General features: G+C 62.2%; 13 protein-coding genes. 4 read left to right on the forward strand and 9 right to left on the reverse strand.

Annotated features, from left to right (window positions below; all coding sequences use genetic code 11):
• Positions 1 to 193: 193 nt before the first annotated feature.
• Positions 194 to 1030: an alpha/beta fold hydrolase gene (locus HGO38_RS05115; RefSeq protein ID WP_250954994.1), complete on the forward strand. Its 837-nt coding sequence runs from the start codon at positions 194 to 196 to the stop codon at positions 1028 to 1030.
• 117 nt (positions 1031 to 1147) lie between these two features.
• Here HGO38_RS05115 and HGO38_RS05120 read toward each other — a convergent pair whose 3' ends face one another.
• The 7 genes from HGO38_RS05120 to HGO38_RS05150 all read right to left on the reverse strand — a co-directional run bounded on the left by HGO38_RS05120 (position 1148) and on the right by HGO38_RS05150 (position 11353).
• Complete coding sequence (locus HGO38_RS05120) at positions 1148 to 2941, reverse strand: methyl-accepting chemotaxis protein (RefSeq protein ID WP_250954835.1); 1794 nt, start codon at positions 2939 to 2941, stop codon at positions 1148 to 1150.
• A 411-nt stretch (positions 2942 to 3352) separates the two neighbouring features.
• Positions 3353 to 4296 (reverse strand): IS630 family transposase gene (locus tag HGO38_RS05125; RefSeq protein WP_250954836.1). Its coding sequence is split into 2 segments (ribosomal slippage): positions 3353 to 3960 and positions 3960 to 4296, totalling 945 coding nucleotides; the frame shifts between segments, so codons are not numbered across the junction.
• Positions 4297 to 4382: 86 nt separating this feature from the next.
• Positions 4383 to 6200, reverse strand: a complete 1818-nt coding sequence (edd, locus tag HGO38_RS05130; RefSeq protein ID WP_250954837.1) for a phosphogluconate dehydratase — start codon at positions 6198 to 6200, stop codon at positions 4383 to 4385.
• Between the two features lie 135 nt (positions 6201 to 6335).
• The gene (gene pgl, locus HGO38_RS05135) at positions 6336 to 7034 is read right to left on the reverse strand and encodes a 6-phosphogluconolactonase (RefSeq protein ID WP_250954838.1); all 699 of its coding nucleotides are present in this window, start codon (positions 7032 to 7034) and stop codon (positions 6336 to 6338) included.
• A 10-nt stretch (positions 7035 to 7044) separates the two neighbouring features.
• Positions 7045 to 8517 carry a glucose-6-phosphate dehydrogenase gene (gene zwf / locus HGO38_RS05140; protein ID WP_250954839.1) on the reverse strand — a complete coding sequence of 491 codons (1473 nt, stop codon included), beginning with the start codon at positions 8515 to 8517 and terminating at the stop codon, positions 7045 to 7047.
• Between the two features lie 97 nt (positions 8518 to 8614).
• Positions 8615 to 9901, reverse strand: coding sequence for an NAD(P)/FAD-dependent oxidoreductase (locus HGO38_RS05145; protein ID WP_250954840.1), 1287 nt, complete (start codon positions 9899 to 9901; stop codon positions 8615 to 8617).
• 15 nt (positions 9902 to 9916) lie between these two features.
• Positions 9917 to 11353 carry a glutamine synthetase family protein gene (locus HGO38_RS05150; RefSeq protein WP_250954841.1) on the reverse strand — a complete coding sequence of 479 codons (1437 nt, stop codon included), beginning with the start codon at positions 11351 to 11353 and terminating at the stop codon, positions 9917 to 9919.
• Between the two features lie 129 nt (positions 11354 to 11482).
• Between HGO38_RS05150 and HGO38_RS05155 the strand changes: the two genes are divergently transcribed.
• From HGO38_RS05155 to HGO38_RS05165, 3 genes are all read left to right on the forward strand, one after another.
• Positions 11483 to 12664: a BaiN/RdsA family NAD(P)/FAD-dependent oxidoreductase gene (locus HGO38_RS05155; protein WP_352230459.1), complete on the forward strand. Its 1182-nt coding sequence runs from the start codon at positions 11483 to 11485 to the stop codon at positions 12662 to 12664.
• A 208-nt stretch (positions 12665 to 12872) separates the two neighbouring features.
• The gene (locus HGO38_RS05160; protein ID WP_250954842.1) at positions 12873 to 13013 is read left to right on the forward strand and encodes a hypothetical protein; all 141 of its coding nucleotides are present in this window, start codon (positions 12873 to 12875) and stop codon (positions 13011 to 13013) included.
• 409 nt (positions 13014 to 13422) lie between these two features.
• Positions 13423 to 14289, forward strand: a complete 867-nt coding sequence (locus tag HGO38_RS05165) for a LysR family transcriptional regulator (RefSeq protein ID WP_250954843.1) — start codon at positions 13423 to 13425, stop codon at positions 14287 to 14289.
• Positions 14290 to 14516: 227 nt separating this feature from the next.
• On the opposite strand, the gene HGO38_RS05170 is transcribed toward HGO38_RS05165, so the two are convergent.
• Together HGO38_RS05170 and aceA are read right to left on the reverse strand one after the other, a co-directional pair.
• On the reverse strand, positions 14517 to 14762 hold the full coding sequence (locus tag HGO38_RS05170) for an SMc00767 family acetate metabolism repressor (protein ID WP_250954844.1): 246 nt from the start codon (positions 14760 to 14762) through the stop codon (positions 14517 to 14519).
• A gap of 229 nt (positions 14763 to 14991) precedes the next feature.
• The gene (gene aceA / locus HGO38_RS05175) at positions 14992 to 16281 is read right to left on the reverse strand and encodes an isocitrate lyase (RefSeq protein WP_250954845.1); all 1290 of its coding nucleotides are present in this window, start codon (positions 16279 to 16281) and stop codon (positions 14992 to 14994) included.
• Between the last annotated feature and the right edge of the window lie 46 nt (positions 16282 to 16327).

The following is a 16327-nucleotide window of genomic DNA, read 5'->3' on the forward strand; positions in this document are numbered from 1 at the left end:
AACGCACACAATACAAATCCGGCCATGAATCACCGGGGCAGACCTGAAGGAGACCGCAGTGTCCGAGCAACTGAATGTCATTCTGACCCGCCGCGATGCGCTGCTCGGCACTGCGGCCTTGACCACATACCTGGCACTGCCGGCGCTGTCGGCCCATGCCACCTCTCAAAACCCAGCTGAAGGAGATATGTCCATGACCCAGAGTTTCGTAAAGACCAAAGACGGCGTTGATATTTTCTACAAGGATTGGGGTCCAAAGACCGCCCAGCCGATCGTCTTCCATCATGGCTGGCCGCTGTCCGGCGACGATTGGGATGCACAGATGCTCTATTTCGTCGGCAAGGGCTATCGTGTCATCGCCCATGACCGCCGCGGCCATGGTCGGTCGACCCAGGTGTCGGACGGTCACGACATGGAACACTATTCCGCCGATGTCGCCGCCGTCACCGAGCATCTCGACCTGCATGATGCCATCCATGTCGGCCATTCGACCGGCGGCGGCGAAGCCGCAGCCTATGTCGCCCGCCACGGCAAGGGCCGGGTCGCCAAGCTGGTAATGGTCGGCGCCGTGCCGCCGATCATGCTGAAGACGCAAGCCAATCCGGGCGGTCTGCCGATCGAAGTGTTTGACGGTTTCCGCGCAGCGCTCGCCGCCAACCGCTCGCAATTCTATCTCGATGTGGCTTCGGGTCCGTTCTACGGCTTCAACCGGCCGAATGCCGCGGTATCCCAGGGCGCGATCCAGAATTGGTGGCGCCAGGGCATGGCCGGCGGTGCCAAGGCCCATTACGACGGCATCAAGGCGTTTTCCGAAACCGACTTCACCGCCGACCTCCAGGCCATCGACGTTCCGACGCTGGTCATGCATGGCGACGACGACCAGATCGTGCCGATCGACGATTCGGCCCGCCTCGCCGTAAAGCTGCTGAAGAACGGCACGCTGAAGGTCTACGAAGGCTACCCGCACGGTATGCTGACCACCCATGCCGACGTGCTGAACGCCGATCTGCTCGCCTTCTTCAAGGCCTGACGATAGCGGTTGTCGAAAATGACGAAAGGCGCGGAGTGATCCGCGCCTTTCCTGTTTGGTGTGGCTGATCGAAACCGGATCCGTGCCCAAACGCCGTCTGGGTGCTGGATGTGCGGCTTAGAATTCCTGCCAGTCCTCCTGTTTCAGGGCCGTATTGCCGACGGAGGCCGGGGCGGACCGGGTAGCGGGTCGTCGATCAGCCGGAGCCGGGTAACGGGGCGCCGCCGACGACCCGCGCGACACCTGCCGAGAGGAACCCTCGGCCTGGTAATGCGACCCGAGCGCGAAGCGGCTAATCAACTGGCGCAATCGTTCGGTTTCCTGCGCCAGCGTCGCGCTTGCGGCATTGGATTCTTCCACCATCGCGGCATTCTGCTGGGTGACCTGGTCCATCTGGTTGACCGCGGCATTGACCTCCGAAAGACCCGTCGCCTGTTCGCGGGCGGAACTGGAAATCGCCTCCATGTGTTCGTTCACGGCGACGATATTCTCCTGGATGGTGCTCAGGGCCTCGCCGGTCTCGCTGACCAGCTTGACGCCGTTGCGCACCTCGTCCGAAGAGTTGCGGATCAGTTCCTTGATCTCTTTTGCGGCCTGGGCGGAACGCTGGGCGAGTTCGCGGACTTCCTGGGCAACGACGGCAAAGCCCTTGCCGGCGTCGCCGGCGCGTGCCGCTTCAACACCGGCATTGAGGGCAAGCAGGTTGGTCTGGAAGGCGATTTCGTCGATCACGCCGATAATGTTGGAGATCTGGCTCGATGAGGTTTCGATGCGGGCCATGGCGCCAACGGCATCGGCCACCACCTTGCCCGAGCGGGCCGCATTGTCGCTCGCTGTCGCCGCCGCGGTCCGGGCTTCTTCGGCGCGCTTCGAAGCGTTCGAGACGTTCACGGTGATCTGGTCGAGGGCCGCCGCGGTTTCTTCCAGCGACGCCGCCTGCTGCTCGGTGCGCTTGGACAGATCCTGGGCGCTGTGGCTGATTTCGCGGGTACCGCTGTCGATCTGCTCCGTCGATTTCGACACGGCGGCGAGCGTGGTTCCCAGCTGCGTCACCGCTTCGTTCATGCTGCCACGCAGGCTTTCGAAATCTGCCGCGAACGGCGTGTCCAGGTTGAAGGTAAGATCGCCCGCCGCCAGTTTGGTGAGCGATTCGCCGATCGTCTTGACCGCGTGCACCCGCTCGGTCACATCGGTGGCGAATTTCACCACCTTGGTCACCTGACCCTTGTCGTTCAGGATCGGGTTATAGGAGGCGTTGATGACGACCTTCTTGCCGTTCTTGCCGATGCGGGTGAATTCGGCGGCCTGAAACTTGCCGGCCCGCAACTCTTTCCAGAAGGTCTCGTAAGCGGGGCTCTTCACAAAATCCTTGTCGACAAACATGCTGTGATGCTTGCCCTTGATTTCGTCGATGCGGTAGCCGAGTGCATTGAGGAAGTTCTCATTTGCGCTGACGATCTCGCCCTCGGTGGTGAACTCGATAATGGCCTGAACGCGGCTGATCGCCACCATTTGGTTCAGGAAATCGGTGTTCTGCAGGCGCGCGGCGGCATTGGCCCATTCCACGACGAAGCCGGTGGTCTTGTTGTTGTCGAGAAGCGGTGTGACGATCAGGTCAAAGGCCCGGTGCCCAACCCAGATGGTGGCCTTGTGCTGCACCTTCAGCGTCGCCAGCATATTGCGCTGATGGGAGGGGTTCTTGTGGAAGATGTCGATATTGGCGCCGATCAGCGATTTGAAGTCGAAACGGGGCAGTTCCTTCTTCAGGTCGCTTTCCGCTTCCTTCAGCAGGTCCTGAACGGCAGCATTCATATAACGGATGTTGAGATTGGCATCGGCGATCATAATATTGGCGGTAATGACTTCGAGCGACTCAAGTTTTGAGCGCGAGGCGTTGTTGAATCCGAACATCGATTTGTCCTTGGGCACTGAGGTTGGTCGAGACTGTTGCGATCGTTGGTCACAAGAGGCAAGCAAGCAGGATCGTTCTGTCTGGATCAACGACTGTTGCTGCCGAGCCGAACAATGGATCTCGATGTAAATTTATATTCAAAAAGTATAATATGCGTTAACCGTGTCTAATATTTGTATAGTTTAAGAAGGGAAGTGTTGGCCCGGCATTTTCTTGCCAAATATCAAGTCCGATGAGACGCGAGCAGCAGGACGCGCCCCTCCATGAGGCGGGTTACCGCCAAGGCATGACAGCGAAGGTCGTGCCCGACTTCCGTAAAAGCGAATGAAAACAGCAGTGCGCTGGGCCTGTGCGATCGGGATGGAACCGTTCACACTTGAAGAGCGGAACCGCTCTAGAGCAGATCCTGTTCAATCCGGGTCATATCCAGCAGCCCTGAAGTAGTTTGCGCATTCTGTTGGCGTGAAGCGGGGCATCAATGCGCCGACCGCGTCCCACAAAGCATCGATCTTTCTCTCCGCCCGAGCCCGCAACATTGCCTTCAACTTTGAGAAGGCGTTTTCAATAGGATTGAAGTCGGGGCTGTAGGGCGGCAGGAACATGAGCGTGGCACCCATGCGTTCGATGGCATCGCGCACCCCGGCTGCTTTGTGTGCGGGCAAATTGTCCATGACGACAATATCTCCAGGCTGAAGGGTCGCCAGCAACACCTGCTCGACATAGGCCAGGAAGACGTTGCCATTCATTGCTCCGTCGTAGACAAACGGCGCGGTCATGCCGGTCAGGCGCAGAGCACCGGTGAATGTCGTTGTTTTCCAGTGTCCGTGTGGCACGCCAGATCGACAGCGCTCGCCTCGAATTGCACGTCCGCGCAGCCGTGCCATCTTCGTTGAAAGACCGGTCTCGTCTATGAAGATCAGCTTTTGCGGATCGAGATCGAGCTGCTCATCAAACCAGGCGCGTCGACGCTTCAGGACGTCCGGTCGATCCTGCTCCAATGCGTGTGCGGACTTTTTTTAAATGTCCAGCCGCGACCACGCAGCCAGGCACCGAGCGCGCTCCGGCTGATGCTGACCTGCCGTTCGCCCGACAGGCGCTCGACCATTTCATCGAGCGTTACGTCCCGGCAATCATCGATCATTTCGACAACAAACGCCTCGTGGGCGTCCAGAAGGGAAGGTCGTTTCCAACCCTGCGGCCGCGGTGTTGGCTCGCCCTCTACTGCTCTTGCAATCCAGCGGATCGCCGTGGAAACCCCAACCCCGAACCGACCGGCAGCCTGGCGGGCAGACATACCGGCAGCTGACGCCTTCAAGACGCGGATACGAAGATCATCGCTCAGTGCTCGTGCCATCATCAACCTCCTATTCGAAGAGAAGTTGAATCAGCTTCGGTCGCTCTCGTCACATCACGTTTGATTCATCAATCACCGGATCTGCTCTAGAACAGCACGCTTGCACCCTGGTCGGCGGGGCCAGCAATGCGGCGCAGCGGCGCGAACAGTTCGCGGCCCATGCCGAATTCATTGTCGGAGAGATCGGCGGTCACAGGCTCTCGTGCGGCAAATTCCGCGGCATCGACCAGAACTTCCAGCGTGCCGTTGACCGCATCGAGGCGAATCATGTCGCCTTCGCGGATGCGGGCAATCGCACCACCATCGACGGCTTCCGGTGTGACGTGGATGGCGGCCGGCACCTTGCCGGAAGCGCCCGACATGCGGCCATCGGTTAACAGCGCCACCTTGAAGCCGCGGTCCTGCAGCACGCCGAGCGGCGGCGTCAGGCGATGCAGTTCCGGCATGCCATTGGCCTTCGGTCCCTGGAAGCGCACCACGGCGACGAAATCGCGGTTGAGCTGGCCGTGCTTGAAGGCGTCCTGCAGCGATTGCTGGTCGTGGAAGATCATCGCCGGCGCCTCGATCACATGGCGCTCCGGCTTGACCGCGGAAATCTTGATCACCGCCTTGCCGAGATTGCCGGTCAGCATCTTCAACCCGCCATTCGGCTGGAACGGCGCCTCGATGCGCGAGAGGACCTTAGGATCGGCACTCTCTTCCGGCGATGGTTCGCGGATCACCGTGCCATTCTCACCCAGCCGCGCGTCGATCGTATAGGCGGCCAGCCCCTGGCCGAACACGGTGCGCACGTCGTCATGCACGAAGCCAGCCTTCAGCAGCTGCTTGATCAGGAAGCCCATGCCGCCGGCGGCGTGGAAATGGTTTACGTCGGCCAGACCGTTCGGATAGACGCGGGCCAGCAGCGGCACGATGTCGGACAGATCGGAAATATCCTGCCAGGTCAGCAGAATGCCGGCCGCCCGCGCCATGGCGATCAGATGCAGGGTATGGTTGGTCGAGCCACCGGTCGCATGCAGGCCGACCACGCCGTTGACGACGGAGCGCTCGTCGATCATCTCGCCGGCCGGCGTGAATTCGTTGCCCTGCGCGGTGATCGCCAGGGCCCGCTTGGCGGCTTCCCGCGTCAGCGCATCGCGCAGCGGCGTGCCGGGATTGATGAAGGAGGCGCCGGGCATGTGGAAGCCCATGATCTCCATCAGCATCTGGTTGGAATTGGCGGTGCCGTAGAAGGTGCAGGTGCCGGGGCCGTGATAGGATTTGGATTCCGCCTCCAGCAGTTCCGCGCGGCCGACCTTGCCCTCGGCATAGAGCTGGCGGATGCGCGACTTCTCGTCGTTCGGCAGGCCCGTCGTCATCGGTCCGGCCGGCACGAAGATCGCCGGCAGATGACCGAAAGTCAGCGCTGCAATCACCAGGCCCGGCACGATCTTGTCGCAGACGCCCAGATAGACCGCCGCGTCGAACATGTTGTGGGAGAGGCCGATACCGGCCGCCATGGCGATCACGTCGCGCGAAAACAGCGACAGTTCCATGCCCGGCTGGCCTTGTGTCACGCCATCGCACATCGCCGGCACGCCGCCGGCCACCTGGGCAATGCCGCCCGCCTCATGGGCCGCCGCACGGATCAGCGCCGGATAGGTCTCGAACGGCTGATGGGCCGACAGCATGTCGTTATAGGCGGTGATGATGCCGAGATTGCCCACGACATCGCCGGCCAGCGCGGCTTTGTCAGAGGGGGAACAGACCGCAAAGCCATGGGCGAGGTTGCCGCAGGACAGCGTCGAGCGATGCACGCCCTTGATGATCTGCCGACGCACGCGGTCGAGATAGACCTCGCGATGCGGCTTGGAACGCTCGACGATACGCTTGGTGATGGCTTCGATGCGGCTATCGGCTGTCATGGGATCATCCTGTCTGTTTGCGAACAGGCGCGGCGGCGGGAGGGCCTCGCAGCGCGGCCTGTTCAGGCCAAGGTCGAGTTCGGCATGCGGCGATCGTCCGTCGTATGCGCCACGGCATGGGGTCTCATCGGGCGCTCAGGGTGCCCAGTATATCGCAAGCGGCGTCCCGGCGCGATGGAGCACGGCGCGGATCGGCATGTCAGCCTCGTCCGTGCCCCCAAGAGCCTTGTCCAGCACGGCCTTTTTTTCCGCCCCTTCGATATGCAGCACCAGCAGGCGGGCATCGTGAAGACTGGAAAAGGAGAAGGTCAGCCGCGGTTCGCCGGCCCCTTGCGCTTCCATGGTCATGACGCGGCGTGGCAGCTCAAGATCAAGGGCCTCCGCCAGATGATTGCCGCCGGGGAAGAACGATGCCGTATGGCCATCGCCGCCCATGCCGAGAATGACGATATCGAAGGGCGCGCTGATGGCGGCGGCAGCCTTGGTTGCAAGGTCTGCTGCCTCTTCCGCCGAGGAACAGTCATGGTAGAGCGGCAGGAACTGCGCACCCGCGGCGGCATTCTTCAGGAGATGCCGGGAGACCAGGCCATGGTTGGAGCGCTCATTGTCCTCCGGCACGAAGCGCTCGTCGACCAGCGTCACCACGACCTTGTCCCAGTCGAGCGGCTTTACCGACAGTGCCTCGAAAAAGGCCTTCGGCGTCGAGCCGCCGGAAACCGCGATGGAGGCTAAGCCGCGCGCCGCGATGGCAGCGGACAGGGCGTCCGCTACCGTGCCGGCCAGTGCATCGGCCAGCGCTTTGCCATTGTCATAGCTGTTGAGATGGGTCGCCATGCTGCAAGCCTCAGTCGATTTCGTGCCAGGTGCGGCCGTCGCGCTCGATCAGCGCAATGGCCTGGCTCGGACCCCAGGTGCCGGATGTATAACCCTGCGCCTTCTGCCCGACCTCTTCCCAGCTCTTCAGGATCGGATCGACCCACATCCATGCCGCTTCCACTTCGTCGCGGCGCATGAACAGCGTCTGGTTGGAGCGGATGACGTCCATCAGCAGGCGTTCATAGGCATCGGGATTGCGCACGTCAAAAGCCTGGGCAAAGCTCATGTCGAGGGAAACGTGGCGCAAGCGCATGCCGCCCGGACCCGGATCCTTGATCATCAGCCATTGCTTGACGCCTTCGTCCGGCTGCAGGCGGATCACCAGCTGGTTGGCCTCGATCCGGCCGGCCGCATCGTCGAAGATCGAATGCGGGATCGGCTTGAAGGAGATGACGATTTCCGACATACGGCTGGCAAGACGCTTGCCGGTGCGCAGGTAGAAGGGCACGCCGGCCCAGCGCCAATTGTTGATCTCGGCCTTGATGGCCACGAATGTCTCCGTATCGGAGGCGGCTTCCAGCTCTTCCGTATAGCCCTTCACCGGCCCGCCGGCAGAGGCACCCGCCCGGTACTGGCCGCGCACCGTCTGCTTCTCGACATTGGTCGCATTGATCGGCTTCAGCGACCGCAGGACCTTCAGCTTTTCGTCGCGCAGTGCCTCGGAATTCATCGAGGACGGCGCTTCCATTGCCACCAGGCAGAGCAGCTGCAGGATATGGTTCTGCACCATGTCGCGCAGCGCACCCGCCTTGTCGTAATAGCCGACGCGGCCTTCAAGGCCGACGGATTCGGCCACCGTGATCTGCACATGGTCGATATGCGCGGAATTCCATAGCGGCTCGTACAGCGCATTGGCAAACCGCAGCGCCATCAGGTTCTGCACGGTTTCCTTGCCGAGATAATGGTCGATGCGGAAGATCTGCTCTTCCTTGAACACCTTACCGATCGTGTCGTTGAGCGCCTGGGCGGAGGCGAGATCCCGGCCGATCGGCTTTTCGACGACGATGCGTGTCGATTTGGTGATCAGCTTGTGGTCGCGGATCTTTTCGGCGATATCGCCGAAGATCGACGGTGATACGGCCAGGTAAAAGGCGCGCACCACGTCCTTGCCGCTATCCAGCAGCGTTTTCAGCTTGTCCCAGCCGTCCGGCGACTTGGCATCGACCGGCACATAGAACACCCGCGCGCAGAACTTGGCGACTTCGGCATCGTCATATTCGCCCTGTTTCAGGTGTTCCTTGAGGGCATCCTCGGTATATTTGCGATATTCCTCATTGGTCATCGCCGTGCGTGACGCACCGATGATCCGTGTCGGTTCGGTCAGCTGGCCGGCCAGCTGGCGGTGATAGAGGGCGGGCAGGAGCTTGCGCTCTGCAAGGTCGCCGGTGGCTCCGAACACGACATAGTCAAAGGGTTCGACGGGGATGATCTGGCTGCTCATACGGGCTTCTCTCAATCAGAAACGTTGGACGGAAGAATAATCTAATCGATTTAAAAAGGCCAGCACCTTGCAGTGCAAAACGTCTTTTGCCGCAAAATCAGAACCGGTCCCTAAGCGCATACCAGGTCAGCGCCAGGAACAGCAGCGGGGTGCGAAGCCTTGCGCCGCCGGGAAAGGGCGGGATTTTCAGGTCTTTCAGCAGGTCGAGGTCGGGGGCCTTTCCAAGGATCGAATCGGCATACAGTTTGCCACAGTAGTTTGACAGCATGACGCCATGGCCGGAATAGCCGCCGATCGAGGTGACACCGGGCATGACATCACGGGCAAACGGCTTGCGCGGCAGGGTGATACCCACCGATCCGCCCCAGGCATGGGTCATTTCGATCGAATGCAGCGCCGGATAGACCTCGGCGATCTGCCGGCGGATATGGCTCGATATGTCGATTGGATTGTCGGCGGTATAGGCTTCGCGCCCGCCAAACAGCAGCCGCCCGTCGCGGCTCTTGCGGAAATAGCGCACCACGAAGCGCGAATCGGCAACCGCCTCCGATCCGGGGATGATGTCCGGGAATTTGTCGAGCGGCACGGTTGCGCCGATGAAGGAGCGGATCGGCATGACATGCGCCGCCGTCACCGGCTCCAGGTTGCCGATATAGGCATTGGTGGCGATCAGCACACGGGTCGCGGTGATCGTGCCGGTCGGCGTCTCGATCATCGTCTTGCCACCCGCCTGGCGGATCGAAAGCGCCTTGGTCATCTCGCGGATATCGGCGCCGGCCGCCTTTGCCGCGCGGGCAAGCCCGACGATCAGTTTCAGCGGATGAATATGGCCCGTGCCGGTGTCGCGCACGCCGCAATGATAGCGGTTTGTGCCGAGCCTTTCCGCGGTTTCCTTGCCGTCCATGAAGGCGACATGCGGATAGCCGTAGCGGGTCGCCATGATGTCGGCGCTGGACCGGTAGCTCTTGTCCTGGCCCGGTTTGTGGCTGACATTCAGCTGGCCTGGCAGATAGTCCATGTCGATGGCCTGCGCCGCCGCGAAATCCTGCACATAGTGCTTGGCCCGTTCGGCCATGTCGAATAGCGCCTTGGAGCGCTCATAGCCAAGCTCGGCTTCAAGCTCGTCCGGCCAGGCGCGCTGACCGGTGCCGAACTGGCCGCCATTGCGCCCCGATGCACCGTCGCCGATGCGATGCGCCTCGATTAGCAGCACCGAGACGCCGGAAATCGCCAGATTATAGGCGGCCTGCAATCCGGTGAAGCCGCCGCCGATGATGGCGACATCGACGCTTCTTGACCCATCCAGCGGCGGATACTCCGGCCTGTCGTCAACGGTTGCCTGATACCAGGAGAGACCCGGTGCAATGGGGCTTTGCCAAGCCATGGGATGCTCCTTACGTCAGACGTTCAGCAGAAGGAATTCGCGTTCCCACGGGCTGATCACCTGCATGAATGTCTCGAATTCGCCGCGCTTGACGCCGGCGTAAAGGCCGATGAACTCCTGGCTCAGCACCTCCGCCAGTGCCGGCTCCTCCTCCAGCAGCGAGACGGCTTCCAGCAGGCCGCGCGGCAGGTCGACCGAGCCTTCGTTGGCGGTGCCTTCGGAGGCGGCCGTCGGCTCGATCCCCCTGATGATGCCGAGATAGCCGCAGGCCAGCGACGCGGCCAGCGCCAGATAGGGATTGCAGTCCGATCCCGGCAGGCGGTTTTCGACGCGTCGTGCGGCAGCATCGGAGACCGGCACGCGGAACGCCGTCGTGCGGTTGTCATAGCCCCAGGCATTGTTGACCGGCGCCGACATGTCGGGCGTCAGGCGGCGGTAGGAGTTGACGTAGGGCGCCATCATCACCAGGGCGCTCGGCACGTATTTCTGCATACCGCCGATGAACGAGAAGAACTCCTTCGACGCCGAGCCATCGGCATTGGAAAAGATGTTCTGGCCGGTCTCCATGTCGATCACCGACTGGTGGATATGCATGGCCGAGCCCGGCTGTGCCTGCATCGGCTTGGCCATGAAGGTCGCATAGATGCCGTGTTTCAACGCCGCCTCGCGGATCGTCCGCTTGAACAGGAAGACCTGGTCGGCAAGCTCGATCGGATTGCCATGGCGCAGGTTGATTTCCAGCTGCGCCGGGCCTTCCTCGTGGATCAGCGTATCGATCTCCAGGCCTTGCTTCTCCGAGAAATGATAGATGTCGTCGATCAACTCGTCGAACTCGTTGATGCCGGCAATCGAATAGCCCTGGCCGCCGAGGATCGAGCGGCCCGAACGGCCTTTCGGCGGGTGCAGCGGATAGTCCGGGTCCTCGTTGACGGCGACCAGGTAGAATTCGATCTCTGGTGCCACGACCGGCTTCCAGCCCTTGGCCTCATAGAGTTTCAGGACATTCTTCAGCACATTGCGCGGCGTATAGGGCACGTCGTCGCCATCCGTGGTGATGATGTCGCAGATCACCTGCGCGGTCGGGTCGGTTTCCCAGGGCACCACCGACAGGGTCGACAGATCAGGCATCAGCTTGATGTCGCTGTCGCGCGAATCGTAGCGGAACTGGCCGCTTTCTTCCGGATATTCGCCTGAGATCGTGTGGCGGTAGAGCGCCGAGGGCAGGGCGAGCGACGTATTGCTGGTGAATTTCGAGGTCGGCATCATCTTGCCGCGCGGCACGCCGGCCAGATCCGGCGTAATGCACTCGATATCCTCGATGCCACGGGCCCTAAGCCAGGCGGCGGCTTCCTTCCAGGACTTGACGCCGCGGGTGGAATTGATGTCCGGGGGAATGCTTGCCTTCTTGGATGCCGCGCCTTTGGGTCTGAGCATTGATTTCTTAGGAGGCATGTCTCACCGGTTCTGGTTGTTGTCTTGTTCCATCATATCGGCTGTTTGCGAATTGGCGAGGGGGAAACCGCCATTGACTTTGCCGCACCGATCGAAAAGACAGGATTTCAACTGCCTTGGGAGCCGCATGTGGCGCGAACCTACGATGTTGTTATAATCGGTGCCGGAGCCGCCGGCATGATGGCGGCGATTGCTGCCGGCCGCCGCGGCCGCTCGGTCATCGTGCTCGATCATGCGAAATCGCCCGGCGAGAAGATCCGCATTTCCGGCGGCGGCCGCTGCAACTTCACCAATATCCATACGAGCCCGAAGAACTTCCTCTCCGCCAATCCGCATTTCGCCAAGTCGGCGCTGGCCCGCTTCACGCCCGCCGATTTCATTGCCATGGTCGACCGCCACGTCATCGCCTGGCATGAAAAGACGCTCGGGCAATTGTTCTGCGACGACAGCGCCAAGGACATCATCCGCATGCTGCTCCAGGAGATGCGCTCGGCCGACGTCACCCTGTCGCTCGGCCGCGAGATCTCCGCGGTCTTGAAGGTCGGCGATGCCTTTCGCGTCGAGACGCCGGAAGGGCCGGTGGAGGCGGGCGCCCTGATCGTGGCAACCGGCGGCAAGTCGATCCCCAAAATGGGCGCGACAGGTTTTGCCTATAGGCTCGCCGAACAATTCGGCCTCAACCTGCTGGAAACCCGGCCGGGTCTGGTGCCGCTGACGCTTGATCCTGGTCTGCTCGAAAACCTGGCGCCGCTAGCCGGCATCGCGGCGCCAGCCGAGATCCGCCATGGCAAGACGGGCTTTCGCGAAGCGCTGCTCTTCACCCATCGCGGCCTCAGCGGCCCGGCCGTGCTGCAGATTTCCAGCTACTGGCGCGAAGGCGACGAGATCTTCGTTTCGCTGGAGCCGGATATCGACTTTCTGGCCGTCCTGAAGACGGCCCGCCGGGAAAACGGCAAGCAGGCGCTGCAGACCGTGCTGTCCCTGCATCTGCCGAAGCGTCTCGCCCAGCATGTCGTGGAGCGCAGCGGCTTGACCGGTCCGCTGGCCGATCACTCCGACAAGGCACTGCAGACATTGGTGGACGCCTTGCGACGCTGGGCGATCAAGCCGGCCGGCTCGGAAGGCTATCGCACCGCCGAAGTCACGCTCGGTGGCGTCGACACGACGGCGCTGGATTCCAAGACCATGCAGGCCAGATCCGTGCCGGGGCTTTATTTCATCGGCGAATGCGTCGACGTGACCGGCTGGCTCGGCGGCTACAATTTCCAATGGGCCTGGGCCTCCGGCCATGCCGCCGGATCGGCCGCCTGAACGCGTCCAGGCCTTATAATCGCAAGCCGGCTCCCCTATATTGAGGGAGACGGCCCAATTGCCGCCTTTTTCTTTCAATACTTCTTAACAGACTTCATTCATCCTGATCGAATGCCGGAAAGACCTGTCCTGATTATGGACGGTGCATGGCAGCAGAGCCATCGGTATGGAATTGAATTCTGAACGGCAACATTGGGAATTTCAGCTCATGAACAGACCAAATCGCCAAGCGCGTGCTATCGCCATCGCGAAGGCCAATGAAGACCAGTCCAAGATCATGCTTCGCACCGCTGCCCTCGGTCTGGGCGCCTGTGCCCTGATCGCAGCGATTGCCATCCTGATCGGCTGATCGTTAGGACTAGCTGGCCGCAGCACACGACGGCCTTGCCTTGCCGCAGCACGGGTCCTGTGCCGACCCATGCCGCGTCTGTCTGGGCGGTTGCTGTTTGGCGGCGGTTGGTGACGGAACGGCAGATGTCTCACCCTCGACGGCGGCCTGGCGGCTTGCCGAAAATTCCTGTCGAAGTGCCGTCCATTTCCTGGCAAACCTCCGCCAGAACGGCTCTCGAAAACGCGCGTAAAACGCCTCTTCCCGTTCGACTTCCGTTTGGCCTCGGCCCCTTTGTTCCGCCGCTGACAGGGCAGACATCATTCCCCATAATTCCAGCATGGTGCATCTCCTTGTTTGGACATGCCCTATGATCTATGCATCAAATATCGCTTTATAAACGCCGCATTCCGCACTACATCTTTCATCCATGAAAAACCCGTCCTGGGATGCCTATCAGATCTTCCTGGTCGTGGCCCGTTCCGGCGGCCTGACCGGCGCTGCCGAGGGGACTGGCCTCAGCCCCGCCACGATCGGCCGGCGCATGGTCGATCTGGAACGCCAGATGGGCCGCGCTCTGTTCGTGCGCAGCCAGCAGGGTTATGGCCTGACCGGCGACGGCCGGCAATTGCTCGAACAGTTGCTGGAGATGGAAGCCGCCAGCCGCAAGGTGGAGACCTGGCGGGACGGGGCCGCCGCCCCGGCGCTGGTGCGCATTGCTGTCGGCACCTGGAACGGCCTGCTGCTGGCGGAGAATTTTGCAGCCCTCTGCACGGCTCGCGATGCCTTTCGCGTCGATCTGTTCATCGCCGAGCAAAGGGCAGCACTTTCCCATCGCGAGCACGATATCGGCATCCGCGCCTTCGAGCCGGAGGAGATCAACCTTGCTTCGGTCTTCGTGGGCGATGTGGCTTACGCCGCCTATCAGGCCCGCAATACAGGGGACGTCGGCCCCGGCCGCTGGCTGGCGGTGGGCCGTGACGATGCCATTTCCGCCTATCTGCGCTGGCCGCACGACAGCCGCGCGGAAAACATTATCGCCACCGTCAACCGGCCACGCTCGCTGCGCGACCTGGCGGTCGCCGGCGCCGGCATTGCCGTGCTGCCCTGCTTCATCGGCGACCTGGAACCGCGGCTGGAGCGGGTCGGCGCAGAAATCGAGGACCTGCGTCATCGCCAGTGGATCGTCATGAACAACGACGATCGCCACCGCCGCGAAATCCGCACCGTCGCCGACCGCATGGCACGGCTGCTGCGCGGCCATGCGGACCTCATCGCCGGCAAGCGGGGCCTTTAAGTCCGGGGCCTCAAACAAGGCTGAGCCACGGCGCATCCTGTCGGCGCGGCATGTCACTTCACGAAAAATCCCGCGCAAAGGTCCGCTGCCGCTTCCCCCTCGAAGCGCTGCGGTCCATTGCGCGGGACATAACCCGGCGTCGGGCAGCCGGGTGTTCGTGACGGGTGTCGCCAAAAGCCGCCCGCCTGCGATAGTCCACGGGCGGACGGCTTGTGGAGCCGGATGGTTCAGGCGGCGTTCTGACCCTGGGTGACGATGACCGGGATCAGCAGGTCGCCCCAATTGCCCTGGCCGCCATGGTGGCGGGCCGAGCGCACCAGTTCGACCGAGACGCCCGCATCGACCGCCTTCATGACCGACTGGTTGAGGCGGTGCAGGTCATTGGCCAGCATGCGGATCGTCGCCTGCTGATCGGTGCTCATGGCCGAGGATTGCTCTTCTGCGCGTTCTTTGACTCGGGTCTGCGGTGTCATGGTATGTCTCCTCTCGTTATCCGGGGTTTTTGAAGTGCTGTCCGATTTGCCCCTCATCCGCCTGCCGGCACCTTCTCCCCGCGAGCGGGGAGAAGGACGGTTGCCGCCAGCCTCCCATACGGGGGCCTCCTGCCGGCGTAGTGTCTTGGGGCACGTCCCCTCTCCCCGCTTGCGGGGAGAGGGCTAGGGTGAGGGGCAGGTCCCGGATGGTGCCGGGCCTTATCTTCGCTTACTCCGCCGCCGGGCGGAACTGTTCGTGTTCGGTCGATTCGCCCATGGCCGTCGTCGAGGACTGGCCGCCGGTGATGGCCATCGACACGGCGTCGAAATAGCCGGTGCCGACTTCGCGCTGGTGCTTGGTCGCCGTGTAGCCATTGACCTCGGCGGCGAATTCCGCCTCCTGCAGCTCCGAATAGGCGGCCATCTGACGGTCCTTGTAGCCGCGCGCCAGCTCGAACATGCCGAAGTTCAGCTGGTGGAAGCCGGCCAGCGTGATGAACTGGAACTTGTAGCCCATGGCGCCCAGCTCGCGCTGGAACTTGGCGATCGTTGCGTCGTCGAGGTTCTTCTTCCAGTTGAACGACGGCGAGCAATTGTAGGCGAGCTTCTTGCCCGGATGGACCTTGTGCACGGCTTCGGCAAACTTGCGGGCCTGCTCGAGGTCCGGCTTGCCGGTCTCCATCCAGATCATGTCGCAATGCGGCGCATAGGCAATGGCCCGGGCGATGCAGGGCTCGATGCCGTTCTTGACCTGGTAGAAGCCTTCCGTGGTGCGGCCGGCATCGTAGTCGACGAAGGGCTGGTCGCGCTCGTCGATATCGGAGGTCAGAAGCTTGGCAGCTTCCGCATCGGTGCGGGCGACGATCAGCGTCGGCGTGCCCATGACGTCGGCGGCGAGCCGCGCGGCGTTGAGGTTGCGGATATGGGCGGCCGTCGGGATCAGAACCTTGCCGCCGAGATGGCCGCACTTCTTTTCCGATGCCAGCTGATCCTCGAAGTGAACGCCGGCAGCGCCCGCCTCGATGAAGGCCTTCATGATCTCAAACGCGTTCAGCGGGCCGCCGAAGCCGGCCTCCGCGTCGGCAACGATCGGTGCGAACCAGGTGTCGACCGACAGGCCCTTGCCTTCCGCAGTCTCGATCTGGTCGGCGCGCTGCAGCGTCTTGTTGATCCGCTTGGCGAGCTCCGGTGCGGCATTGGCCGGATAGAGCGACTGGTCGGGATACATCGACGAGGCCGTATTGGCATCGGCGGCAACCTGCCAGCCGGAGAGGTAGATGGCCTTCAGGCCGGCGCGGACCATCTGCATGGCCTGGTTGCCGGAGAGGGCGCCGAGCGCATTGACGAAATCTTCCTCGTTGATCAGCTTCCACAGACGGTTGGCGCCCATCTCGGCCAGCGAATACTTGATCTCGACGCTACCGCGCAGACGCTGCACATCCGCTGCCGTATAGGGGCGCTCGATGCCGTCGAAACGGCCCTCGGCTGCACCCGGAACGAGATTGTAAAAATCGGTCATAGCTAACTCCCTCTTGCTTCGACGCCCGGAAAAGAGGACCGCATCC

The sequence above is a fragment of the Rhizobium sp. CG5 genome (genome assembly GCF_023701945.1).
Classification (GTDB): Bacteria; Pseudomonadota; Alphaproteobacteria; order Rhizobiales; family Rhizobiaceae; genus Allorhizobium.

Coding starts and splice junctions, on each gene's coding strand:
- HGO38_RS05145 (WP_250954840.1), bottom strand. CDS start 9,901: ATGGCTTGGCAAAGCCCCATTGCACCGGGTCTCTCCTGGTATCAGGCA.
- HGO38_RS05150 (WP_250954841.1), bottom strand. CDS start 11,353: ATGCCTCCTAAGAAATCAATGCTCAGACCCAAAGGCGCGGCATCCAAG.
- edd (WP_250954837.1), bottom strand. CDS start 6,200: ATGACAGCCGATAGCCGCATCGAAGCCATCACCAAGCGTATCGTCGAG.
- HGO38_RS05165 (WP_250954843.1), top strand. CDS start 13,423: ATGAAAAACCCGTCCTGGGATGCCTATCAGATCTTCCTGGTCGTGGCC.
- HGO38_RS05170 (WP_250954844.1), bottom strand. CDS start 14,762: ATGACACCGCAGACCCGAGTCAAAGAACGCGCAGAAGAGCAATCCTCG.
- zwf (WP_250954839.1), bottom strand. CDS start 8,517: ATGAGCAGCCAGATCATCCCCGTCGAACCCTTTGACTATGTCGTGTTC.
- pgl (WP_250954838.1), bottom strand. CDS start 7,034: ATGGCGACCCATCTCAACAGCTATGACAATGGCAAAGCGCTGGCCGAT.
- HGO38_RS05120 (WP_250954835.1), bottom strand. CDS start 2,941: ATGTTCGGATTCAACAACGCCTCGCGCTCAAAACTTGAGTCGCTCGAA.
- HGO38_RS05115 (WP_250954994.1), top strand. CDS start 194: ATGACCCAGAGTTTCGTAAAGACCAAAGACGGCGTTGATATTTTCTAC.
- aceA (WP_250954845.1), bottom strand. CDS start 16,281: ATGACCGATTTTTACAATCTCGTTCCGGGTGCAGCCGAGGGCCGTTTC.
- HGO38_RS05160 (WP_250954842.1), top strand. CDS start 12,873: ATGAACAGACCAAATCGCCAAGCGCGTGCTATCGCCATCGCGAAGGCC.